We start from the raw sequence: 21,880 nt of genomic DNA, 5'->3' as shown, positions 1-21,880 counted from the left end.
TCTGCCGCGCGCAGCTCGACAATAAATCCCTCCAGTACAGGAGGGTTCGTGCTTTAGGTGTCGTGTGCATCACAGGAATGGATGCCAGGCGATGCACTTGAGGAACTTGCAATGACGACTCGTCAGCCACTGTACAAATCGCTGTATTTCCAGGTGATCATCGCGATCATCATCGGTATCGCGTTGGGGCACTTCTACCCTGACACCGCGGTAACCCTGAAGCCACTGGGCGACGGGTTCATCAAACTGATCAAAATGGTCATCGCCCCCATCATCTTCTGCACCGTGGTCAGCGGCATCGCCGGCATGGAAAGCATGAAGGCCGTGGGCAAGACCGGTGGCTACGCGCTGCTGTACTTCGAGATCGTCTCCACCATCGCCCTGCTGATCGGCCTGGTCGTGGTCAACGTGGTTGGCCCGGGCAACGGCATGCACATCGACCCCGCCACCCTGGACGCCTCCAAGGTCGCCACCTACGTGGCCGCCGGTAAAGACCAGAGCGTGATCGCGTTCTTCCTGAACATCATCCCCAACACCATCGTTGGCGCCTTCGCCACCGGTGACATCCTGCAAGTGCTGATGTTCGCCGTGCTGTTTGGCTTCGCCCTGCACCGCCTGGGTGCCTACGGCAAGCCGCTGCTGGACCTGATCGATCGCTTCGCCCACGTGATGTTCAACATCATCAGCATGATCATGAAGCTGGCACCCCTGGGTGCGCTGGGCGCCATGGCCTTCACCATCGGCGCCTACGGCGTGAGCTCGCTGGTGCAGCTGGGCCAGCTGATGATCTGCTTCTACATCACCTGCATCCTGTTCGTGCTGCTGGTGCTGGGCTCGATCGCACGCTTCCACGGTTTCAGCATCATCAAGCTGGTGCGCTACATCCGTGAAGAACTGCTGATCGTACTGGGTACCTCCTCGTCGGAATCGGCCCTGCCGCGCATGCTGGTGAAGCTGGAACGCCTGGGCGCGCAGAAGTCGGTGGTTGGCCTGGTGATTCCTACCGGCTACTCGTTCAACCTGGACGGCACCGCCATCTACCTGACCATGGCCGCAGTGTTCATCGCCCAGGCCACCGACACGCACATGGACCTGTTCCACCAGCTGACCTTGCTGGCCGTGCTGCTGATCTCCTCCAAGGGCGCCGCCGGCGTTACCGGTAGCGGCTTCATCGTGCTGGCCGCCACCCTGTCGGCCGTTGGCCACCTGCCGGTGGCTGGCCTCGCGCTGATCCTGGGCATCGACCGCTTCATGTCCGAAGCCCGCGCCCTGACCAACCTGGTCGGCAACGCCGTGGCCACCCTGGTGGTTGCCAAGTGGGTCGGTGAGCTGGACGAAGACACCATGAAGGCGCAACTGGCTGCAGGCCCTACCGCCATCGAAGTGGCTGAAGCCCACGAAGCCGTGGCAGTCGACGCTCCGCGTTAAGCGCTGGCGCAAAAGAAAAAACCCATCTTCGGATGGGTTTTTTCATGCCTGCAAGTTATTCGACGCGGGTCTCGCCGGTGAACACCAGCGTGTGCCGGCAACGCCTGCACAGGTACCGCCGGCCTTGGCGCACCAGGCTGTGGCGCTGGGCGCTGAACGGGAAGTCGCTGTCGGCGCAGGGGCAGCGGTAGATATAGCGCGTCACCCGCCGGCGCTTGACCTCGTAGGTGTGGCAGCGGTTGGGCGGCAGCTCGTACACGCCGCGCATGATCAGCTGCCACTCCTCGCCATGGGGCGCGATGCGGTCGCCGAACAGCTGGTGCGCCACCAGGTGGGCCACCTCGTGGGGCACGGTCTGGCGCAGGAAGTCTTCGCTGTTCTCGCGGTACAGCTGCGGGTTGAAGCGCAGCAGGTTCTCGTGCAGGTGGGCAACGCCGGCTTTCTGCCCGCGCAGCTTGAAGCTCACCTGGGGGCGGGCGAAGGAACGTTTGAAGAAGGCTTCGGCTTGCTGGAAACAGGATTCGACGCGGGAATTGAGTACTTCGGGCATGCTAGACGACACTCCATATGTGCCGATTATGCCGCAACCACAAGGGCATGCCGAGCCGCCCGTCGCCGGGCGGCCAGCGCTGTTCAGTTGGTGTAGACCGGGCCTACGCCCAGCCCCCAGATGATCACCGTGAACGCCATGATCGCCACCAGCACCACCAGGCCCACCGCCAGCACCGAGCTTGAGAACAGGAAACCCTCGTCAGCGTGGATGTTCATGAAGGTGGGCAGGCCCACGTACAGCAGGTACACGGTGTAGCAGATGGCGGCGGTGCCCACCATCATGCCCAGCCACAGGTGCGGGTACAGTGCCGCCAACCCGCCAATGAACAGCGGCGTGGCGGTGTAGGTGGCAAAGGCAATGCAGCGCGCCAGGCTGGGGCTGGCGTCGTAGGTGCGGGCCATCCAGTGAATGAACGCGCCCATCACCGCCACGCCGGCCAGCATGGCGATGTACGACATGATGGTCATCCAGATGGCGCTGTCGAGGGTCAGCATCACCGGCGCCCGGTTGCCGATCACCCAGCCCACCTTGGTGGTGCCGATGAACGCCGATATGGGCGGTATCGCCGCCAATATCAGGGTGTGGGTGAGGTACATGTGGCCGATGGATTCTTCTTCGCCACGGATCTGGTGCCATTCTTGATCGGGATGGGTGAACAACCCCACGACGTGATGGATCATGCCAGTCACTCCTACGGTAGTTACAGCCTCACACGGGAGTATAGGGCGCAGATGTCGGCACTTTTAGAGCAAATCGCGCTGTAGGGGCGGGCTGTAATGACTTTGCAGTATTTGCCTGGGCGGGCAGGTGAGTTGACCAGATACCGTACCCCCGCGCCGGCTTTACAGGTAAAATGCCCGGCTTTTCGTCTCACCACGCGGATTTCAAGCGCCATGGGCACCCTTTCGGTCAACCAGAACAAACTGCAGAAACGCCTTCGCCGGCTGGCGGGCGAAGCCGTCGCCGACTACAACATGATCGAGGACGGTGACAAGGTCATGGTCTGCCTGTCGGGCGGCAAGGACAGCTACACCATGCTCGACGTGCTGCTGCACCTGCAGAAGGTTGCGCCGATCAAATTCGACATCGTCGCCGTGAACATGGACCAGAAGCAGCCTGGCTTCCCCGAGCACGTGCTGCCGGCCTACCTCAAAGAGCTGGGCGTGGAATACCACATCGTCGAGAAAGACACCTACTCGGTGGTGAAGGAGCTGATTCCGGAAGGCAAGACCACCTGCTCGCTGTGCTCGCGCTTGCGCCGTGGCACGCTGTACACCTTCGCCGACGAGATCGGTGCCACCAAGATGGCCCTGGGGCACCACCGCGACGACATCGTCGAGACCTTCTTCCTGAACATGTTCTTCAACGGCAGCATGAAGGCCATGCCACCCAAGCTGCGCGCCGACGACGGCCGCAACGTGGTGATCCGCCCGCTGGCGTACTGCAACGAGAAGGACATCCAGGCCTATTCGGACCTGAAGCAGTTCCCGATCATCCCGTGCAACCTGTGCGGCTCCCAGGAGAACCTGCAGCGCCAGGTGGTCAAGGACATGCTGGTGGAGTGGGAGCGCAAGCACCCGGGGCGCACCGAGAGCATCTTCCGCGGCCTGCAGAACGTGGTGCCGTCGCAGCTGGCGGACCGCAACCTGTTCGACTTCGTCAACCTGGCGATCGACGAAAGCGCGCCTTCGCGCGTGTTGAACGTGTTGAATATCTGAGGTTGCTGGACGCGGCCTTCGGCCGCTGCTACAAACCCCGTAGCAGCGGCCAAAGGCCGCGTCCCGTCACTACTCCGCCTTAAGCTCGATCACCCGGTTACGCCCACCCTCGGCCAGCAGATACGTATTGTCGCCCGTTGGCAGCAACTCCTGCGGCGCCCGCAGATGCGACAGGATCACCTGCAGTTTGCCATCCGGCGTGCGCAGCCACAGCCGCGCCAGGTGCGTCTGGTCTTCCACTATCCATAGCCCGCGCTTGTCACACAGGATGAACGTGGGGTTGGTGAAGCCGTCCGCGTACACCGGGTCCTTGCCCGATTCGTCGAACTGGCGGATCACGCCTTCCTTCTTCACCGTGTACAGCAGCTTGCCACCGGGGCAGATTTCCACCGATTCGGTCTGTGCCAGTTTGTCGCGCAGCACGGTCAGCGAGCCGTCGGCGGCGTCGTAACGCATCAGCCGGCCGTCGTCGTGGCGGTCCTCGATGGCATAGAGCTTGTCGCCGTCGGCCTTCAGGCCTTGCACGTCGCGGCCCATGAACAGCTGGGTGACCTTGCCGTCCTTGAGCAGCTGCACTGGCCTGTTGTCGTATTCCTGGCTGAAGGCGTGGCCGCCGAGGAAGGGCGCCAAGCCATCGGGCTTGCTCAGGCCGTCGACGATGAGAGTGCGGGTGCCGTCGGGGGCGATGCTGCTCAGGCGGCCCTTGTCGTCACGCAGTTCCTCGGTGACCAGCACGTTGGCGCCGTCCAGGCCCAGGCCGGCGGCCTTCTCGACCTTGTCGTAGACCAGGCGCGTGCTCCAGCCGGAGGCAGCCTGCACCGGCCAGTAATGTTGCCAGCCCAGGAAACCCAGTGCCCCGACTACGGGGACGGCGGCCAGCAACAACAGCGATTTGAACTTCATCATTGTCCTTAATGGTTGACGGTGTAGGCCAGCATCGCCGACAGCTGGCACATGGGGCGCCCGCTCTCGGCCTGCCACTGGTTGAATACTTCCTGGACCTTGGCCTGGTCGCGCTTGCTGCTGGGCACCTTGTCGACGATGCCCTGGGCGTTGAGCGCAGCCACCACGTCCCAGGTGGGGATGAAGGTGTCCTTGCCCACCATGCGCAGGAAGCGTGGCGCCGACAGGCCACCCATCTGGTTGCCGTGCTTGGCCAGGTACTGCCACAGGCCGGTGATGTCGGTCACTGGCCAGTCGGCGATGAAGTCGCCGAAGCTCTTGTGTTCGTGCTCTATGTCGAGGATCAGCTGGGCGTTGCGCGGCACGCTCTTGAGCTTGCCCAGGTGGCGGATGATGCGCGTGTCCTGCATCAGCCGTTCCAGGTGCTCGGCGCCCATCAGCACCACTTTTTCCGGGTCGAAGCCAAAGAACACCTGCTCGAAGGCCGGCCACTTGGCGTCCACCAGGCTGTGCTTGAGGCCGGCACGGAACACCCGCAGGGCCATGGTCGACAGGTAGCGGTCAGCGGGGATCTTGCGCAGTTGTGCCGGGGTTTTCGCGTCGGGGAGATGGTCTTGCAGTGCCTGCGCCGAGCCGAAACGGTTAAGGCAGTATTCGTGTAGCCACTTGTAGTCCTGCATTCACACCAGGCCCTCTCCGGCCAGTTTCCGATTCAATTGAAAGCGCCAGCGCACGTACAGCAGGGCGCTGGTGAACACCGCCAGGCTGGCGGCCATTTCCAGCAGGCCGAACAGTTGGCGGTTGGGGTCGAAGGCGCCCAGGGCGCCCTTGATGAAATACAGGTTCACCGCAAAGCAGGTCCACGAATGCCCGCGCGGGCTGCCCAGCAGCATGCCCGGGGTAAGCAGCAGCAGTGGCACCAGCTCGATCAGCAAGATCACCCAGGGCCGTGCGCCGTGCAGGTCGGCCACCAGCAGGTAGTAGCCGCACAGCAGCGCGATGAAGCCCAGGAAGCAGCCAAGGCTGGCCCAACGCGCGGCCCGCACCCGCGGTTGCAACCAGTCGACGCCGGGCAGCACCTTGGCGCGTTTAGCCACGCGCCGGCTCCAGCTTCTGGGCGATGCCGCCCAGGCGCTGGCCCAGGGCGCGGCACAGGGCAATCTCGTGCTCGTCCAGGGCGCGCTTGCTGTCGGCCCCGGCGTGGTGGCTGGCGCCGTAGGGCGTGCCGCCGCCGCGGGTGTCCAGCAGCGCCGATTCGCTGTAGGGAATGCCGCTGATCAGCATGCCGTGGTGCAGCAACGGCATCATCATCGACAGCAGGGTGGTTTCCTGGCCGCCGTGCAGGCTGGCGGTGGAGGTGAACACCGAGGCCGGTTTGCCCACCAGGGCGCCGCTCAGCCACAGGCTGCTGGTGCCGTCCAGGTAGTACTTGAGCGGCGCCGCCATGTTGCCGTAGCGGGTAGGGCTGCCCATGGCCAGGCCGGCGCAGTTTTTCAGGTCGTCGATGCTGGCGTAGGGCGCGCCGTGCTCGGGAATGCTGGGGCCGGTGGCCTCGTGGTCGGCAGACACCGGCGGCACGGTGCGCAGGCGCGCCTCGATGCCGCTCAGCTCCACGCCGCGGGCGATGTGCTTGGCCATCTGCGCCGTGGCGCCGCCACGGCTGTAGTACAACACCAGGATGTACGGCTGGGTCACGACAGGATCTCCAGCACTTTCTCCGGTGGGCGGCCGATGGCGGCCTTGTCGCCGGCGATCAGGATGGGCCGTTCGATCAGGCGCGGGTGCTGCACCATCGCCGCGATCAACTGGTCTTCGCCCAGGGTGGCGTCGGCCAGGTTCAGGGCCTTGTATTCGTCTTCGCCGGTGCGCAGCAGGGCCCGTGCGTGCAGGCCCAGCTTGGCCAGCACGGCCTTGAGGGCGGCGGCATCAGGCGGGGTTTCCAGGTATTTCACCACGTTGGGTTCCAGGCCGCGGGCCTGCAGCAGTTCCAGCGCGGCACGGGACTTGGAGCAGCGCGGGTTGTGATAAAGCGTCAGGTCGGTCATTTGCGGTCGCACCTTGAGTCAAGTGGGGGCTATTCTAACCCTGTGGCGGGCGGTGTCTAACCGCTCGCCGCCTTTTTGGCAGCACTTTAAGGAAGGTAGCAATCATGGCATGGCGTGTGGCGGTGTGTCTGGCCCTGGTGTTGTTGAGCGGGTGCGGGGCGGACTACGGGGTGGACCAGAACGGCAAGCTGGTCAAGGCGCGGCAACTGGACGATCAATGGCTGGTGGTCAATTACTGGGCCGACTGGTGTGGGCCCTGTCGCAGCGAGGTGCCACAGCTCAACGCCCTGGCCGAGCAGATGAAGGGCAAGGGTGTGGCGGTGTTGGGGGTGAACTTCGACGGCCTGCACGGCGATGACCTGAAGAAGGCCGCCCAGGAGCTGGGCATCACCTTCACGGTGCTGGCCGACGACCCAGCGCCGCGTTTCGACCTGCCGCAGAATGACGCGCTGCCCATCACCTACATCATCGATGCCAAGGGCAAGGTGCGCGAGCAGTTGGTGGGGGAGCAGACGGCGGCGGGGATCAGCGAGAAGCTGGCGAAGTTGAAGAGTTCGTGAGCCGACGCGGCCCGTAGCCGCTGCCGCCCGGCTGCGCTGGCCCGTGTGAACCCTGGAAATCTCCAGTGAGGCACAGGGCCAGCGCAGCCGGACGGCAGCGGCTACAGGCGCGTCAGGGCCGGCTCGGTCAGCCTTCGTCAGGCCACAGGCGCAGCGGCTTGCCTTCCTCGGGCCAGAGGCGAATCTGGCCTTCCTTGGACACGCTCCAGCGCTGCACGCCGCCCAGGGCCTGCAGGAAACGCTGTTCCTGCTCCATGGTGGCCGGGTCGCATAGGCGCCGGGTGCTGCCCACTGCACCAAATGTCAGGTGGTGATGCGACAGCGTGTACGGCGCGAACCAGTGGTTGCAGCCGGCGTTGCCGTAGGCGCGGCCGTCTTCGCCCAGGGTCAGGCTGATGTGGCTGTAGTCCATCAGCGGCTTGTCGCCGATCCACTCCAGGGTGTACGCCTGTTCCTGTTGCAGCTTGGGCCCGGACGCGCAGCCCGCGAGGGTGGCGGTCATTGCCGCCAGCAGCAGGGCTTGTTTCACGGGCGCGGCTCCTGGCATTTGCGGCACAGGTGCTTGTCGCCCTCGGTGCTCCAGCCCAGCTCGGCGATGCGCGCCGTGGCGGCAGGCTTCTGCGCCTTGGTGCCCAGCTTGGCGTCGACCGCGAATTCGAACTCCAGGTCCGCTTCACAGGCGTCGCACTGCACGTGCCACTGATGAATGGCCAGCTCGCCGAACACCGGGCCACGGGCCACGGCTACCCATTGCCCCGGCGGGTTGATCAGGTGGCGGACTTTTTCGATGGTCAGGCGCATGGACAGGGTCTTGCTGCCCTTGAGGGTCACCAGCAGAACGTCGTCGTTGTGAATCGAACCACCGTTGCCGGTGACCTGATAGCGGCCTGGCGCCAGGGCGCGGCATTCAATCAGGGTGTGGTGCGGGTTGAGCAGGCTGTAGCGAAAATCGTGTTCGACCATGGGTCCTCCAAATCTGCGCGACATGCTAGCACGGGCGGCGGGTCAAGCCTCGACCAGATTCTGCGGGCAACCACGCCCCCAGTCGGAAATATTGGCCAGGGTGGTGCTGGCGATGGCGGCCAGGGCCTCGCGGGTCAGGAACGCCTGGTGCGCGGTGATAATCACGTTGGGGAAAGTCAGCAGCCGGGCCAGCACGTCGTCCTGCAGGGGCAGGTCGGAGCGGTCCTCGAAGAACAGCTGGGCTTCCTCTTCATACACGTCCAGGCCCAGATAGCCCAGTTGGCCGCTTTTCAGCGCGTCGATCAGCGCCGGGGTGTCCACCAGCGCGCCACGGCCGGTGTTGATGAGCATGGCGCCGGGCTGCAGGTTCGCCAGGCTGTGGGCGTTGATCAGGTGCTGGGTGCTGGCCGTCAGCGGGCAGTGCAGGCTGATGATCTGCGCCTGCGCCAGCACCTGGTCCAGCGGCAGGTAGCGTGCGCCCAGGGCCAGCACCGCGTCGTTGGGGTAGGGGTCGTAGGCCAGCAGCTGGCAGCCGAAGCCGTGCATGATGCGCGCGAAGGCGGCGCCGATCTGGCCGGTGCCGACCACGCCCACGGTCTTGCCCACCAGGTCGAAGCCGGTCAGGCCGTGCAGGGTGAAGTCGCCGTCGCGGGTGCGGTTGTAGGCGCGGTGCAGGTGGCGGTTCAGCGCCAGGATCAGCGCCACGGCGTGCTCGGCCACGGCGTGGGGCGAATAGGCCGGCACGCGCACCACGGCCAGGCCCAGGCGCCGGGCGCAAGCCAGGTCCACGTGGTTGTAGCCGGCCGAGCGCAGGGCAATCAGGCGCGTGCCGCCGGCGGCCAGTTGCTCCAGCACCGGAGCGCCAAGGTCATCATTGATGAAGGCGCATACCACCTCGAAGCCGGCGGCCAGAGGCGCGGTGTCCGGGGTCAGGCGCGCGGGCTGGAAGTGCAGGTCGATATCGAGGTCGCGAGGCACGGCCAGGAAGCTGTCCTGGTCGTAGTGCTGGCTGCTGAACAGGAGGGTGCGCATGGTCGGGCTTCCTTTGGCGGGAGGTTTGGAACCGTGGCGCGGCTATCGCGACCAAGGTCGGCTCCTACGCGGATCGTGGTAGGAGCCGGCCTTGGCCGCGATGGGGCCAACGCGGTCTTCAGGCAGAAATGCGGGCGTGCTCGGCCAGGCGCAGGATGGCGGCATCCAGCTCATCCAGTGCGTCCTGGGCCTCGCTGTCGTTCTGCTTGAGCAGCGTTTCGCTGCGCTGGCAGGCCGCGCGCAGTTGCGGCACGCCGCAGTAGCGGGTGGCGCCGTGCAGGCGGTGCACGCGTTCGATGGTCAGGGTGTGGTCGGCGTCCTTGCGGGCGGCCTGGATGGCCTGGCGCTCCTCTTCCAGCGAGGCCAGCAGCATGGCCAGCATGTCGGCGGCCAGGTCTTCCTTGCCGGCCGCCAGGCGCAAACCTTCGTCAGGGTCGAGCACGTGCAGCACGTCGTCTTCCTGCGCCCATTCGCCGCGCTCGCTGGTGCGCGTGCGCAGCACCAGGCCGGTCCACTTGAGCACCACCTGGGCCAACTGTCGGTCGCTGATGGGCTTGGTCAGGTAGTCGTCCATGCCGCTTTGCAGCAGGGCACGTTTCTCGTTGGCCATGGCGTGGGCGGTGAGCGCCACGATGGGCAGCGCCGGCCCCGGCTGCGCGGCTTCCCACAGGCGGATTTTCTCGGTGGTCTCGCGGCCGTCCATGCCCGGCATCTGCACGTCCATCAGCACCAGGTCGAAGCGCTCCTCTTGCACCGCGCGCACGGCGCTGGCGCCGTTGTCCACGGCCAGCACCTCGGCGCCCAGGTCTTCGAGCAGGGTTTGCACCAGCAGCAGGTTGGCCGGGTTGTCGTCCACGCACAGCACCCGTGGGGCGCGGTTGATCAGCGGTTCGCTGCCGTCGGGGCTGTCGTGGCGCAGGCGCTTGGGGTTGATCAGGTCGCTGAGGCCGCGGCGCAGCTTGCGCGTGCAGGCCGGCTTGGGCTGCAGCTGGCTATGCGGGTTGGGCACGGCGGGGTGGAACAGCGTCTGCTCGGTGGTGGGGCAGAGCACCAGCACCCGGCAGCCGGACTTCTCCACGTCGCGCACCTGCTGGGCCAGGCGGTCGGGGCCGACGTCGTAGCTGGTCAGGCCCAGCACGGCCAGGTCGATGGGCTGGCCGGCCAGGTGCGCGGCGTCGGCGGCGGTGATCAGTTTTTCCACCGAGGCGAAGGTCACCACGTTCAGGCCCAGGTCTTCCAGCTGGTGCTGCAGGGCCTGACGCGCCAATTCGTGCTGTTCGACCACGGCGATGCTGCGGCCGTTGAGCGGCTCGCTGGGCAGGTCTTCGGCGTCGTCGCGCGCCTTGGGCAGGCGCAGGCTGATCCAGAACTCCGAGCCTTCGCCGGGGGTGCTGTCAACGCCGATCTCGCCGCCCATCTGTTCGATCAGGCGCTTGGAAATCACCAGGCCCAGGCCGGTGCCGCCGGGCTGGCGGCTGAGGGAGTTGTCGGCCTGGCTGAAGGCCTGGAACAGGGTGCGCACGTCCTGGCTGGACAGGCCGATGCCGGTGTCCTTGACGCTGATGCGCAGTTGCACGCCGTCGTCGCTTTCATCCTCCAGCATGGCGCGGGCGACGATGGTGCCTTCGCGGGTGAACTTGATGGCATTGCTCACCAGGTTCGTGAGGATCTGCTTGAGCCGCAGCGGGTCGCCGATCAGCGAGATGGGCGTGTCGCGGTACACCAGGCTCACCAGCTCCAGCTGCTTGGCGTGGGCGGCGGGGGCGAGGATGGTGAGGGTGTCCTGCAGCAGGTCGCGCAGGTTGAACGGAATGCTGTCGAGCACCAGCTTGCCGGCCTCGATCTTGGAGAAGTCGAGGATCTCGTTGATGATGCCCAGCAGGCTGTCGGCTGATTTCTCGATGGTGCCCAGGTAGTCCAGCTGGCGCGGCGTGAGGTCGCTTTTCTGCAGCAGGTGGGTGAAGCCCAGGATGCCGTTGAGCGGGGTGCGAATCTCGTGGCTCATGTTGGCCAGGAACTCGGACTTGATGCGGCTGGCCTCCAGGGCTTCCTTGCGCGCCAGGTCCAGCTCGATGTTCTGGATCTCGATGGTCTCCAGGTTCTGGCGCACGTCTTCGGTGGCCTGGTCGACGCTGTGCTGCAGTTCTTCCTGGGCGCCTTGCAGGGTCTCGGCCATGCGGTTGATGCCGGCGGCCAACTCGTCCAGTTCGTGGCTGCCCAGCGCCGGCAAGCGTGCTTCCAGGTTGCCGTCCTTGAGCTGCACCACGGTCTGCTTGATTTGGCTGATGGGGCCGTTGATGCCGCGGCTCATGCGCATGGCCAGCAGGCCCGTGGCCAAAAGCCCGCCGGCAATCAGCATGAGGCTGGCGAACAGGCCGCGGTACACCCGCAGCAACGTGCCGTCGTGGGACAGCTCCAGCTCCACCCAGCCCAGCAGCAGGTCGGCCTCGCTGGGCACCACCTCGCCTGCCAGGTCGCGGTGGTGGCCGAACACCGGCAGCAGGTAGCGGGTGGCGTCGTTGCCGCTGCGCAGCAGCAGGTGGGTGCTGTTGCCGATGGGCACCGGGTTGAGCATGCTCGGCCCGGCGTGGGCCAGGGGCGTGTGGTCGGCGGCCAGGAACGACACCGCGCGCACGTCGGCCTGTTCCAGCGCCTGGGCGGCGATGCGCTCCAGCAGCGGCGAGTCGTTGCGTGCCATGCCGCGGGCCACCAGCGGCGCCAGCTGCTCGGCAATCATCTGCCCGCGGCGCAGCAGCTGCGCCTGCAGTTCGGCCTGCTGCATCCAGCTGAAATAGCCGCCCAGCAGCACCGCCATCAAGGTGGCGGGCAGCAGCGCCAGCAACAGCACGCGGCCGCGGATCCCGAGTCGTTTCAGCACGCCTGTCTCTCCCGGCCATGGCTTTCGATAATGGGCGCACACAGCCGCGCGCCACACGGCAAAATACCTTGCCGTGGGCACGCGTGCATCCGTTAAGGGCGCTTTATATCGATTTTACAGCCAGTATTGCACGCCGAACATCAAGGACTGGGCGTTGTAGCGAGTACTGACGTCCCCTGCAGGCAGGCCATTGATGTCGCCAAAGTGCGCTGAGCGAGTCTGCAGGTAGCGGTAGTCGACCGACGCCGACCAGTGGCTGGTCAACGGCACGGCCACCCCTGCGCCCAGTTGCCAGGTGGGCACATCGTCGCGGTGCGTGGCACCGAACGAGACGCCGTTCGCCGACAGGCCCTTGATGGTCAGGCGGGTGTAGCCCAGGCCACCGCCAACGTAAGGTCGGACCCGGGAGAGTGCGTCTGGCATGGGCAGGTCGTACCACAGGTTGGCCATCAGGCTGCTCCCCGCCTCCTGGCCGCTGCCTGATGCAGTGCTGCCGCCTTCATAGACGCGGTTCTCGAAGCGATCCAGGGAGTTCTTGCGGTAGGCCAGCGCCAGTTCCGGACGCAGGCCGATTGGCGAGCGCCAGCCCACTGCCGCGTCCACGGCATAGCCCGAAGACAATGGCTGGTCGTAGTGCATCTGCACGAAATTCAGCGAATTTTGCCGCAAGTCTTGTGGCGCAACCCAGTTGGCGCCGCCCAGCAGGCTGGCGTACAGGCCGCTGTCGTCGGCCTGGGCCGTGCAGGCCAGGCCCAGCAACAGTGGGGTGCAGAGGTAACGCAGTGGCAATGCTGTCATGAGGTCAGTTCGCTTGGGCAGGTGGGAACGCCAGGGGCGTTGCTGTCGGGGACGCCAATGGCGGCGTGAGGGCTTTGGCGGCGCGCTGTTCGGCCAAGGTGCGCAGGTTGCGCAACGCCTTGCCCATGGCTGCGCGCAACAGGCTGTGCACCAGCCCGCGGTACAGGAAGCTGAAACGCCCGGCGAGCCGCACGGTGTGGATGACATGCGTCTCGCGGGCGCCGATGCGCCGCAGGTGATGGCTGAAGTTCAGGTCCATCCACAGCAGGCGGGCACTGTTGGTGTAGCTGTAGGTGGGCTTGACGTCCTCCAGCCGCAGCGGCATTTTCAGGCCGTTCTTGAGGGTGCACAGGCCGCGCGTGCCCGTGACGAAAGGGCCGTCGAGGGTGCAGTGGCGCACATCGGTGTCCCATAGCGGGGCGCTGGCGACATCGCTCCACAGATGCCAGATTTCGGCAGCGGGCGCTTGCACCCGTATTTCCAGTCGTAGCTCGTTCATGGTTGCACCTGGGCAATGAATTCAGGGGTGAGCCTTGGATTGCAGGTTCATGCGGGTTGCAGTTGCTCGCTGAGGACCTGGGCCGTCAGGTTGGCTTGCCCTATGGGCGTGCCGTCGGCCAGCAACTGAATCACCGTGCGGTTGGTCTTGAAGGCCCGTTGTGTGAGGGCAGGCCCGCTCGGGGTGGCCAGCGTCAACACTTGCCCGCGAGGCAGCGGGCGGTGCAGGCTGAAATCCAGGGCCAGCAGGTTCATCGGGGTGTTCACGGCAATGCCCAGGGGCCCGTGGGCGACCTGCATGTAGGCCTGGCGGGCGATCTCCAGGAAATACACCATGGAGTGCCAGGTTGGGTGGCCTTCGTGGAAAAAGTGCCCGGGCGCGATCGCCGTGGTCAGCACGTGGCCGCGGGCGTCCATGTCGCCCACCAGAATGTTCTCCGCACGCACTTTGTGCAGCCACGCCTGGTGCGTGCAGGGGGCGACCGCGTTGGGCTGAGTTTGTCCGGCCTGGGCGTCGCCGCGGGCAATGGACAAGGTGCACAAGCACATCAGTTGCTCATCTTGCACCAGACGCGCGACGAACACTTGGGCATCACTTTGTTGTTGCAGCTCGATCGTGACTGGCCGCTCTTTCTGCACGTAGCGATGGAAGCGGATGCTCAAGCCATGGATAAAGTGCGCCTGCTGCAGGCCTGGCACTGCGTATTCGGCCAGTTGCAGGGCACCCTCGATCAGCAGGATGCCTGGGACGTGGTCCAGCGGGTGATCGAAGAAGTAAGGATGCGCTTCGTCTACCAATAATTGCGCGTGCAGGCTCTGGGGGCTGCGGCGCACCACATGCTGGATCACACAGTGGCGCGGGTGGCGCTGCAGGGCCTGGGGCGCTGCCGGGGCGTGGTTGTGTTCCAGCAGCGCCCGCAGCGCACGGCTGCGCAGGTGCAGGCTGCTGAGCAAGGTCTGGGCCATGGTTTCGCCCAGCGCCAGCATATCCACGCCCTCGGCTACCTGCAGGGTCTGCCGGGGCTGCGGCGGTGCGACGACCGTGTGCGCTGGCGCGAACCTGAGCGTGAATGGTGAGCGGACGGGCACGGCGGTGGCCGGCGGCTGCCAGGCGTTGAGCTGTTCGGCGTGTAGCCATAGCACCACCTGGCCACCTTGCCGGACTTCAATCAGGCGGTGGCCGGGGCCATCGAGCAGGGCTGCCAACAGGGTGGTGATGCCGGTGGCCTCTGCCAGGTAGCCGGTGACGCGCTGCAATGGGTCGGCCGGCGTGGCCAGTAGCTGGCATCGGCTGACGGGCGCGTGGGCTGCTACCCCAAGCTGCTTGCGGGCCTGTTCCAGGCTAGCCGCGGCGTGGCCGGGAAGGGCGGAGTGCAGGCGTAGCAGCGGCTTGTGTGTATCGTCCTGCCGATAGCGGCGCAGCGCCAGGATACCCATGCCTTCACCTTCGGCACCCGCAGCCTGCTGGGCCTGCCGCACTTCCACGGCGCCACTGAGAAAGCGCCCGGCGCCCAGCAACAGGGTGTCGATGCCCTGGTCAAACCACTGTGGCGCGGCCAGCAGGGTTTGCCAGAACAGCCCGGCACTGCCCGCCAGGGTCTGGTGGAAGCCGCGCAGGTCAAAGATCTTTGCCGGGTAGCCGGACAGCATGCAGGGCAACATGGTGGCTACGTCCGCCACTTCGATGCCGGGCGCGGCGCCGGTGGTGTCGCCGTAATGCCGGCTTGCATCGCTGTAGGCATTGGTGAAGCGCTCACCGCCCAGGTTGCAGCACATGATCATCGCGGTGCTGCTGTTGCCCGCTACCCCGGGGAGCCGGCGCAGCAGGTGCCCGACACGGTCGGTGATCAACAGTTTGAACGGATCGACATGGTTCAGCGGCTTGGGCCCCATGCCGTAGCCATCGATGTCGATGACGCGATTGTCACTCAGGAAGTGCCCGTGCAGGGCCGGCTGGCCGGCCAGGCTGTCGCCGAAGCGCCCGGCCGGAAAGGCGCGCGGCTGCGCCGGTGGTTGGCCAAGCTGGCCGCCCAGTTCCTGCAGCGATGCGGCGTGGGCGAAAGCGGCTTCGGCCTCGACCACCATCAGGTCCAGGGGCACGACCGCCGAGGTGGCAGGCGCCAGGGCGGCGGGGTTTGGCCGGTATTCTTCGACCACCACATGGGCGTTGGCGCCGCCGAAGCCAAAGCTGGAAATGCCGATGCGCAGCGGTTCGGCGGCCGTGGGCAGTGGGCAGGCCGCAGACGTGGCCAGCCGCAGGCAGGTGGCGGCCAGTTTGTCGCTGGGGGCATAGTCGACCTGGGGTGGCACCTGCCGATGGGCGAGCATCAACAGCGCCTTGGCCAGCGCCGGGCCGCCCGCCGCAGCCAGGGTATGGCCGATGCTGGTCTTGACCGAACCCAGGGGTAGGGGGTGGTCGTCGGCCCTGTGCGGGCCGAAGAAACGTTGCAACGAGCCCAGCTCGGTGGCATCGCCCAGGGGCGTACCAGTGCCGTGGCTTTCCAGGTAGCTGACGCTGGCGGGGTCCAGGTCGGCCCAAGCCCGCTGGTAGGCGGTGTATTGGGCACGCGCGCCAGGCGCGAACGCCGAGCCTTCGGCGCCATCTGCCGACAGCCCGACGGCCTGCAGCCGACCCAGTGGTTTACGCCCTGCGTGCACGGCGCAGGCTTCGGGTTCGAGCAGGAAGGCTACCGCGCACTCCCCTGGCACGATGCCGTCGGCGTCCTGGCCGAATGCCTGCAGCCGGGCTCGAGGCGAGAAGGCGGTCAGTTGCGAGAAACCCAGGAAGAGCGCGGGTGGCATCAGCGTGTTCAGCGCCATCACCACCACCTGGTCGGCCTGGCCGCTGCGCATCAGCGCTCCAGCCATGTCCAAGGCATAGGGGAACGAGCTGCAGGCGGTGTCTACGGTCAGGGCCGGCCCCCCCAGGTGGGCCTCGGCTGCCAGGCGGGCAATCTGTTGCCCAGGCGTCAGGCCTGCGGCGGCAACGTCACCGGCGCTGGCGAGGAAGTAACTCTCGTCGCTCCAGGAAGTGGCTACGATCAGCGCCGTACGTTGGCGATCCAGGCCCTGGCACTGGGCGAGCAGGTTGCCCAGCACCTGCTGGCCGATGTTCAATTGCCGGCCCTGGTGCAGCCCTTGAGTGTGTTCGTCATCGGCCACGGCAAAGGCGTTGTGCAGGTAGACGCGGTCCTTGCTGCCGGGACGTGGGTGGTAAATGCTGGCGGCGTCCAGGTTCCAGCGCGGCAGCATGGATTGGCTGCTAGCGCTGCGGCCGCTTTGCAGCAGCTCCCACAGGCCGTCGACGCTATCGGCGCCCGGGAAGCGGCCGGCCATGGCGCTGAAGCACAGCGCGGGTTTGTTCGAGGCGGTTGCCGTCATGACGATCTCCTTATTGTGCGACGGTGCTGCCGAAGGCGGCTTCAGCTCATGCGGGCCAGCAGGTCCAGGGTTTCGCTGGAGCTGCGTCGCGACATCAGTGCCTCGCCGGCGAAAGCGCTGGTCTTGCAGGCCTGGGCCAGGTTCTGGCAAAGCGCCGCGCGGTCGAAGCCGTTCAAGCCCAGCTCGGCGAAAGGACGGGTGCTGTCGCTGGCGGCCGCGGTGCTGAGCAGTGGCGACATGGCGTCGTGCAGCAAGGTGTCGTGGTCGGGAAGCGGGGCGGCAGTATCGTTGCGCAGCAAGGCCTTGATCTGCTCGATCGTGTGTTGGGCGCAGCGGCTATCGGTGAGGGCGCTTTCATGGGCCTTCAGGCGAGGCCACTGCTGGCTGAGCAGGTCGAGGAAATCCAGGCGAATCAGGGAGTCCAGGCCCTGCTCTTCATACGCCTGCCGCGGGTCGAGATCGGCCATGGCGAAACCGGTGATGCTGGCCAGGTGTGCCATGACGCGGGTGTGCACGTCTTCTTCATCATCATCGGGCTGTTCGCCGGCGGCGGCCTGCGCGATGGGTTGGGCGTGCAGCAAGGCCAGCACGGCGGCCGGTGTCGCCAGGTCGAAAAAGGCGCTGGTGTGTTCGCAGGCGTCGGGGAAGGCCTTGGCCATGGCATCGAACAGGTCGACCCGGCCCAGGGAGTCCAGCCCAAGTGCATCGAAGCGCTGGCCCAGGTCGATGTCGACGCAAGGCTGGCCATTGACCGCGCTGATTTCGTCTCGCAGCCACTGTTCCGGGCCTGTTGCTGGTTCAGGCAGCGGGCTGTTGGCGGCCGCCTGGGGGGCGGGGACGCTGGCCACCACGGTGGGCGCCGCCACGGGCGCAGTGACCAGCCGCACGGCCGGGCTGTGTTGGTTCAGGTAGAGGCTCTGCACCACTTGCTGGTGCGCGTCCAGATAGTGCGAAGTGACTGTCTGGGCCTGCTCCAGCAGGCGCATCAGCACGCTTTCGCGTGATTCATGGGTATCGCACAGCGAATCGATGATCTTGCCCGAAAGATCGAAGTAGCTCTGGGCAATCTTGCCATTTGAAACGATGAAATCCTGAACCACATTATCAAGTGCTACACGCATGGAGTCGCCTCATAAAACTTGGGATGAACTTGGCCTTGCCGCAGCAGTGGTGCGGCAGGTCGTATCGGCAATGACAGCAGGCAGGGGGTGCTCAGGCGGGCTGGGGCACCGGCACCCGTGCCGTGGCGGCGGCGGGTGTTATTGTTTTTATGAGGCCTGAGCGCAGCTGCAGGAAGCTGGTCAGTGCCAAGGGTTCCAGGCCCTGGAAGGCGATGTAGCCATCGGGGCGTATCAACATCAGGCTGCCGGCCGGCGCGTGGTAGCGTTTGTGCAGGCGCCAGTCGGGGTCCAGCAGCGTGCGCTGGTGGGGGGCAAAGTCGTTGCTGTCCAACGCGTCCAGCACACAGAACGCCTGCACGGCGGGGTAGTCGCGCTCCACTTGGGCGGCCAGCTGGAAGTGCCCCGGCAGAAGCGCAGAGAACTGGTCGGCGCCGGTGAATATCAGCAGGGTGAAGCCCTGGCCGAACAGGTCCAGCAAGTGGCTGGGCAGCGAATCGACCTGGCTCTGCCACAGCTGCACGTCGGGGGCCAGTTGGCCGGCCAGCGGCGCGCGCCCACTGTCGTGCTGCTTGTCGCCCTTGCGTTTCCAGCTATTGCGCTGTTTGGCAGTCAGCGACTGCTGGATATATTCGCTGGGCGTGTAGTGGTACTGGTGGCCGGAAATCATCGAGGGCAGCACGCGCTGGACTTTCTTGCGGCGGGTCAGCAGTGGCAGCAGGTTGTCACGCGCCCACACCAGTGCGCGCTTTTGCACGGTAATCAGCGACGTCAGCCGGTGGGCGGTGTTTTCCACCTCCAGCGCCACCGGGTAGCGTTCCTGGTGATAGCTGTCGAGCAGGGCAACGTCGCCATGGCCCTGGTCGACGAACGCCAGTTTCCATGCCAGGTTGAAGGCTTCGGAGATCCCCAGGTTCATCCATTGGCCACCGATCGGACTGCCGATGTGGGCGCTGTCGCCAAGCAGGAAAACCGAGCCTTTGTGCATGCTCTGTACCCGGCGGTGCTGGAACGAGGCAATGGTGGTGGACGACAGGTTGGACAGGGTCATGGTCTGCCCACGGCCTTCGCACAGGCGCTGGAAGTTTTCCAGCGTCAGGGGCGGGCGGTCGGCTTCGTCCGCAGGCAGTTCGTAGGGCATTTCAATGAACAGCCGGTAGCGTGACTGGGCGTTGATGGGCGCCACGGCCACATACCCCTGGGCAGCGCCCAGGAAAAAGGCGCCTTCGTCCTGGCTGCCGTTCCACTGGATGTCGGCATCGGCGAGCATGAAGAAGCGGTCGTAGAACGCGCCCTCGAACGTCATGCCCAGTTGTTTACGGATAGGGCTGCGGGCGCCGTCGCACGCGGCGACCCAACGGGCGCTCAGGTGTTCTTCGCCCTTGTCGGCGTGCAGCAGGCGCACGGCAGCGTGGTCGTCACCCTGCAGCAGCTCGGTCAGCTCGGTGTTCCATTCCACTTCTGCGCCCAGTGCCTGCAGGCGCTGTAGCAGAATGGCTTCGGTCTTGGGCTGCGGCAGGCTTAACAACATGCGGTAGGGCGCCTGCAACTGGGCGAAGTCGTAGTTGAGGATGCGCTTGCCGTCCGATTGCACCGAGAACTGGTTAATGCTGAACCCCTGCGCCACGGCCTGTTCGGCCACGCCCATGGTGCGGAAGATCTCCAGGGTGCGCGAATGCACGGCAATGGCCTTGGTGGCGGTCGACGGCCCGGCGTTCTTTTCGATGATGCGAAAGGCTACGCCGCGCTGCTTGAGCAGGATAGCCAGCGTCAGGCCTACGGGGCCGGCACCGACGATCAGCACGGTCGGCGATGGCTGGCACGGGTTGCGGGTGTCGGGTGCGCTGGGCTTGGGGCTGTTCATCGGTCAGTACCAGTTGCGGTAGAAAGGGAAAGTGGCGACGTCCAGCAAGGCGGCGTCACCAGAAGAGTCGCCGTAGGCATAGATGTCGTAGTCGTCGAGGTTGCCGACGCAGGCGCGCAGCCGCAAAACCTTTTCCCGCTCCACGCAGTTGCGGCCGTCCAGGCCGCCGGTCAGGCCGTGCTTGTCGACGGCCAGGCGGGTGCCGCACACGTGGTCGAACCCCACCAGTGCGCCCCAGGGAGCCAGGTAATTCTCGGGGGAGTTGCTGACCAATGCCGTGACGTGACCCCGTGCCTGGTGCCACTGCAGGCGACGCAACGCTTCGGGGCGCAGCCAGTGGGCCAGGTGTTCGGTGATGAAAAAACGTGCGTGCTCGCGCTCCTGATCCACGCTCAGGCCCTTGAGGTAACGCTGGATGAACGACAGGCGCGCCTCCATCAACGGCACGACGCCCAGCAATACCCCCGCCATTTTCGGCAGCATTGGCACCATGCGCAGCCAGAAACGCGGGCTGCCCTGGATGTAACGCATGTAGCGCCAGAATGTGTGGCGGTCGGTCAGGGTGCCATCGAAGTCGAAGACGGCCAGCACCGGACGTGAGGTTTCAGCTTGCATGGGCAGGCTCCTTGTGGGGGACGATTTCGATGGCGCGCGGCAGCTTGAAGCTGCACAGGCGGCTGGCCAGCACGCTGTTGAGTTCGGCGATGGCGAGGGGCCCGCGGCACTGGACGCTGAGGTACAGGGCGTTGACCTGCTTGTGGTCAGCCACCACGTAGGCTTTGGCGGCGATGACGCTTGGGTGGCTGAGGGCGACGGCCTCGATCTCGCTGAAGTCGATCATTTGCGCCTTGATTTTCGAGATGCGCAGCCGCTGGCAGTAGAAGAACACGTGCCCGCTTGCATCGCGCCATACCAGGTCGCCGGTGTGCAGCCAGCCGTCGCGGATAAAGCGGGCGCTGACTTCAGGTTCGTTGTCGTAGCCCAGGGTTACCATGGGGCCGCGAATCAGCAATTCACCGATCTGCCCGGTTCGCACCGGCTGCCCTTCGCTGTCCACCACCTGCAACTGCACGTCGCGCACGGGCAAGCCCATGGCACCACGCGAGGCGGGCTGCAACGAACTCTGCACCAGCATTGGCATGCTTTCGGTCAGGCCATAGCCTTGCAGCACGGGCGCGCAGCCCAGCAGCTCGCCCAGTTTCTGCCCTTCCTCGGCGGGCAAATGGCTGCCCCCCGAGTACAGCATCAGCTGCGGGTGCAGTGGCAGTGGGGCGGCCTTGCGCTTGGCCAGGCGCAGGTTGAAATAACGGATCACGTCCGGCACCAGGCAGGCAAAGCTCACTTGGTGCTGCGAGAGCACCTCGGCCAGGTCACGGTTGAGCAGGGTGTTGGTCATCAGCAGCGTGGCGCCGATGCTCAGCGGGAACACCAGCATGACCGACAGCCCGAATATCGCGTACAGCGGCAGTGTCACCAGGTGCACCGAGCCCGGGCCCTGGGGGTGAAAGTGCTCGTGCAGGCCATCGCTCGACTGGGTCAGGTCAAGGTAGCGATGCGGCACCCCCAGTGGCCGGCCCAGGCCGCGGTAGGTGTATTGCAGGGATGCGATGGGGTTGCCCTGGGGCAGGTTCAGCGCAGCCTCTCGTACCGCGAGGCTGTCCAGGGCCACGGCAGCAGCCGGCAGGGCGGCGCCCGCTGCCGGGGTATCGATCAGCAACGTCTGGCGTACCGGCGCAGCTTCCAGCGCGGTGGCATGCTGCTCGGCCAATTCGGCCAGGGTGATCACCAGCGCAGGACGTGCGGCGCGCAGCACGCCGGCCATCTCGAAGGGGGTCAATTTGCAGTTGAGGATCACCGGCGTTGCGCCGCTGCCCAGCAAGGCCAGGTAGTACGCAATGAATGCCGCGCCGTTGGGCAGTACCAGCGCCACGCGCTCGCCTTCGCTGACCGCCAGCGTGTCCAGGGCACCTTTGCACCGGCGCGCGTAGTCATGCAGTTGCCCGTAGGTGAAGTCGGCGTTGCTTTCGTCCAGGTTGCGGATTGCGCACTGGTCGGGCTGGGCATGGGCGAACTCAACGAAACGATGCACAAAGCCGGTTGGGCGTGTGATGGGTGCCATTGCTGCAAAACCTCCTTCCTGG

General features: G+C 65.8%; 21 protein-coding genes. 3 read left to right on the top strand and 18 right to left on the bottom strand.

Annotated elements, in window-relative coordinates; genetic code table 11:
• The first annotated feature begins 111 nt into the window (after positions 1 to 111).
• Positions 112 to 1,428 (top strand): dicarboxylate/amino acid:cation symporter, encoded by a 1,317-nt coding sequence (locus AC0Z2B_RS05420; protein ID WP_416426430.1) that lies wholly within the window; start codon positions 112 to 114, stop codon positions 1,426 to 1,428.
• A 55-nt stretch (positions 1,429 to 1,483) separates the two neighbouring features.
• Here AC0Z2B_RS05420 and AC0Z2B_RS05415 read toward each other — a convergent pair whose 3' ends face one another.
• Entirely contained in the window at positions 1,484 to 1,978 is a 495-nt protein-coding gene (locus AC0Z2B_RS05415; protein WP_416426429.1) for a SprT family zinc-dependent metalloprotease, read from the bottom strand.
• A gap of 83 nt (positions 1,979 to 2,061) precedes the next feature.
• Positions 2,062 to 2,661, bottom strand: a complete 600-nt coding sequence (locus AC0Z2B_RS05410; protein WP_416426428.1) for a Yip1 family protein — start codon at positions 2,659 to 2,661, stop codon at positions 2,062 to 2,064.
• 213 nt (positions 2,662 to 2,874) lie between these two features.
• On the opposite strand from AC0Z2B_RS05410, the gene ttcA reads away from it, so the two are divergent.
• Positions 2,875 to 3,699, top strand: coding sequence for a tRNA 2-thiocytidine(32) synthetase TtcA (ttcA, locus tag AC0Z2B_RS05405; protein WP_027977162.1), 825 nt, complete (start codon positions 2,875 to 2,877; stop codon positions 3,697 to 3,699).
• A gap of 69 nt (positions 3,700 to 3,768) precedes the next feature.
• On the opposite strand, the gene AC0Z2B_RS05400 is transcribed toward ttcA, so the two are convergent.
• Genes AC0Z2B_RS05400 through arsC form a run of 5 tightly spaced genes read right to left on the bottom strand, consistent with a single transcriptional unit; the run spans position 3,769 to position 6,647 of the window.
• Entirely contained in the window at positions 3,769 to 4,602 is an 834-nt protein-coding gene (locus AC0Z2B_RS05400) for an SMP-30/gluconolactonase/LRE family protein (RefSeq protein ID WP_476295468.1), read from the bottom strand.
• Between the two features lie 8 nt (positions 4,603 to 4,610).
• Entirely contained in the window at positions 4,611 to 5,282 is a 672-nt protein-coding gene (locus tag AC0Z2B_RS05395; protein WP_416426423.1) for a DNA-3-methyladenine glycosylase I, read from the bottom strand.
• On the bottom strand, positions 5,283 to 5,699 hold the full coding sequence (locus AC0Z2B_RS05390) for a DUF2069 domain-containing protein (protein ID WP_476295466.1): 417 nt from the start codon (positions 5,697 to 5,699) through the stop codon (positions 5,283 to 5,285).
• Entirely contained in the window at positions 5,692 to 6,297 is a 606-nt protein-coding gene (gene wrbA, locus AC0Z2B_RS05385) for an NAD(P)H:quinone oxidoreductase (RefSeq protein ID WP_476295464.1), read from the bottom strand. The genes AC0Z2B_RS05390 and wrbA overlap by 8 nt, the downstream gene beginning before the upstream one ends.
• Positions 6,294 to 6,647: an arsenate reductase (glutaredoxin) gene (gene arsC, locus AC0Z2B_RS05380; RefSeq protein ID WP_416426417.1), complete on the bottom strand. Its 354-nt coding sequence runs from the start codon at positions 6,645 to 6,647 to the stop codon at positions 6,294 to 6,296. The genes wrbA and arsC overlap by 4 nt, the downstream gene beginning before the upstream one ends.
• Before the next feature lie 104 nt (positions 6,648 to 6,751).
• On the opposite strand from arsC, the gene AC0Z2B_RS05375 reads away from it, so the two are divergent.
• A complete protein-coding gene (locus AC0Z2B_RS05375) occupies positions 6,752 to 7,207 on the top strand; it encodes a TlpA disulfide reductase family protein (protein ID WP_476295462.1) in 456 nt (151 codons plus the stop codon).
• Positions 7,208 to 7,334: 127 nt separating this feature from the next.
• Here the strand turns inward: AC0Z2B_RS05375 and AC0Z2B_RS05370 are convergent, their stop codons facing one another.
• From AC0Z2B_RS05370 to AC0Z2B_RS05320, 11 genes are all read right to left on the bottom strand, one after another.
• Positions 7,335 to 7,709 carry an META domain-containing protein gene (locus AC0Z2B_RS05370; protein ID WP_416427454.1) on the bottom strand — a complete coding sequence of 125 codons (375 nt, stop codon included), beginning with the start codon at positions 7,707 to 7,709 and terminating at the stop codon, positions 7,335 to 7,337.
• Between the two features lie 23 nt (positions 7,710 to 7,732).
• Positions 7,733 to 8,170, bottom strand: a complete 438-nt coding sequence (locus tag AC0Z2B_RS05365; RefSeq protein ID WP_476295460.1) for a hypothetical protein — start codon at positions 8,168 to 8,170, stop codon at positions 7,733 to 7,735.
• A 42-nt stretch (positions 8,171 to 8,212) separates the two neighbouring features.
• Positions 8,213 to 9,202: a 2-hydroxyacid dehydrogenase gene (locus AC0Z2B_RS05360; RefSeq protein ID WP_476295458.1), complete on the bottom strand. Its 990-nt coding sequence runs from the start codon at positions 9,200 to 9,202 to the stop codon at positions 8,213 to 8,215.
• A 118-nt stretch (positions 9,203 to 9,320) separates the two neighbouring features.
• Positions 9,321 to 12,080, bottom strand: a complete 2,760-nt coding sequence (locus AC0Z2B_RS05355) for a response regulator (protein WP_476295456.1) — start codon at positions 12,078 to 12,080, stop codon at positions 9,321 to 9,323.
• A gap of 114 nt (positions 12,081 to 12,194) precedes the next feature.
• Positions 12,195 to 12,878, bottom strand: coding sequence for an outer membrane protein (locus AC0Z2B_RS05350; RefSeq protein WP_476295454.1), 684 nt, complete (start codon positions 12,876 to 12,878; stop codon positions 12,195 to 12,197).
• A 4-nt stretch (positions 12,879 to 12,882) separates the two neighbouring features.
• Positions 12,883 to 13,377: an SRPBCC family protein gene (locus AC0Z2B_RS05345; RefSeq protein WP_476295452.1), complete on the bottom strand. Its 495-nt coding sequence runs from the start codon at positions 13,375 to 13,377 to the stop codon at positions 12,883 to 12,885.
• A 47-nt stretch (positions 13,378 to 13,424) separates the two neighbouring features.
• Complete coding sequence (locus AC0Z2B_RS05340; RefSeq protein ID WP_476295450.1) at positions 13,425 to 16,757, bottom strand: beta-ketoacyl synthase N-terminal-like domain-containing protein; 3,333 nt, start codon at positions 16,755 to 16,757, stop codon at positions 13,425 to 13,427.
• A 41-nt stretch (positions 16,758 to 16,798) separates the two neighbouring features.
• A complete protein-coding gene (locus tag AC0Z2B_RS05335; protein WP_476295448.1) occupies positions 16,799 to 17,878 on the bottom strand; it encodes an acyl carrier protein in 1,080 nt (359 codons plus the stop codon).
• Between the two features lie 91 nt (positions 17,879 to 17,969).
• A complete protein-coding gene (locus tag AC0Z2B_RS05330; RefSeq protein ID WP_476295446.1) occupies positions 17,970 to 19,739 on the bottom strand; it encodes an FAD-dependent monooxygenase in 1,770 nt (589 codons plus the stop codon).
• 3 nt (positions 19,740 to 19,742) lie between these two features.
• Positions 19,743 to 20,354, bottom strand: coding sequence for an HAD family hydrolase (locus AC0Z2B_RS05325; protein WP_476295444.1), 612 nt, complete (start codon positions 20,352 to 20,354; stop codon positions 19,743 to 19,745).
• The gene (locus AC0Z2B_RS05320; RefSeq protein ID WP_476295442.1) at positions 20,344 to 21,858 is read right to left on the bottom strand and encodes a class I adenylate-forming enzyme family protein; all 1,515 of its coding nucleotides are present in this window, start codon (positions 21,856 to 21,858) and stop codon (positions 20,344 to 20,346) included. Before AC0Z2B_RS05320 ends, AC0Z2B_RS05325 begins: the two co-directional genes overlap by 11 nt.
• Between the last annotated feature and the right edge of the window lie 22 nt (positions 21,859 to 21,880).

This window comes from Pseudomonas sp. GYB4201 (assembly GCF_056312595.1).
Note: the sequence above shows the minus strand (reverse complement) of the source record. Positions and strands in the feature narration are given on the sequence as shown.

Coding starts and splice junctions, on each gene's coding strand:
- ttcA (WP_027977162.1), top strand. CDS start 2,875: ATGGGCACCCTTTCGGTCAACCAGAACAAACTGCAGAAACGCCTTCGC.
- AC0Z2B_RS05320 (WP_476295442.1), bottom strand. CDS start 21,858: ATGGCACCCATCACACGCCCAACCGGCTTTGTGCATCGTTTCGTTGAG.
- AC0Z2B_RS05340 (WP_476295450.1), bottom strand. CDS start 16,757: ATGACGGCAACCGCCTCGAACAAACCCGCGCTGTGCTTCAGCGCCATG.
- arsC (WP_416426417.1), bottom strand. CDS start 6,647: ATGACCGACCTGACGCTTTATCACAACCCGCGCTGCTCCAAGTCCCGT.
- AC0Z2B_RS05330 (WP_476295446.1), bottom strand. CDS start 19,739: ATGAACAGCCCCAAGCCCAGCGCACCCGACACCCGCAACCCGTGCCAG.
- AC0Z2B_RS05420 (WP_416426430.1), top strand. CDS start 112: ATGACGACTCGTCAGCCACTGTACAAATCGCTGTATTTCCAGGTGATC.
- AC0Z2B_RS05350 (WP_476295454.1), bottom strand. CDS start 12,878: ATGACAGCATTGCCACTGCGTTACCTCTGCACCCCACTGTTGCTGGGC.
- AC0Z2B_RS05335 (WP_476295448.1), bottom strand. CDS start 17,878: ATGCGTGTAGCACTTGATAATGTGGTTCAGGATTTCATCGTTTCAAAT.
- AC0Z2B_RS05365 (WP_476295460.1), bottom strand. CDS start 8,170: ATGGTCGAACACGATTTTCGCTACAGCCTGCTCAACCCGCACCACACC.
- AC0Z2B_RS05410 (WP_416426428.1), bottom strand. CDS start 2,661: ATGATCCATCACGTCGTGGGGTTGTTCACCCATCCCGATCAAGAATGG.
- AC0Z2B_RS05345 (WP_476295452.1), bottom strand. CDS start 13,377: ATGAACGAGCTACGACTGGAAATACGGGTGCAAGCGCCCGCTGCCGAA.
- AC0Z2B_RS05400 (WP_476295468.1), bottom strand. CDS start 4,602: ATGAAGTTCAAATCGCTGTTGTTGCTGGCCGCCGTCCCCGTAGTCGGG.
- AC0Z2B_RS05325 (WP_476295444.1), bottom strand. CDS start 20,354: ATGCAAGCTGAAACCTCACGTCCGGTGCTGGCCGTCTTCGACTTCGAT.
- AC0Z2B_RS05370 (WP_416427454.1), bottom strand. CDS start 7,709: ATGACCGCCACCCTCGCGGGCTGCGCGTCCGGGCCCAAGCTGCAACAG.
- AC0Z2B_RS05415 (WP_416426429.1), bottom strand. CDS start 1,978: ATGCCCGAAGTACTCAATTCCCGCGTCGAATCCTGTTTCCAGCAAGCC.
- AC0Z2B_RS05395 (WP_416426423.1), bottom strand. CDS start 5,282: ATGCAGGACTACAAGTGGCTACACGAATACTGCCTTAACCGTTTCGGC.
- AC0Z2B_RS05375 (WP_476295462.1), top strand. CDS start 6,752: ATGGCATGGCGTGTGGCGGTGTGTCTGGCCCTGGTGTTGTTGAGCGGG.
- AC0Z2B_RS05360 (WP_476295458.1), bottom strand. CDS start 9,202: ATGCGCACCCTCCTGTTCAGCAGCCAGCACTACGACCAGGACAGCTTC.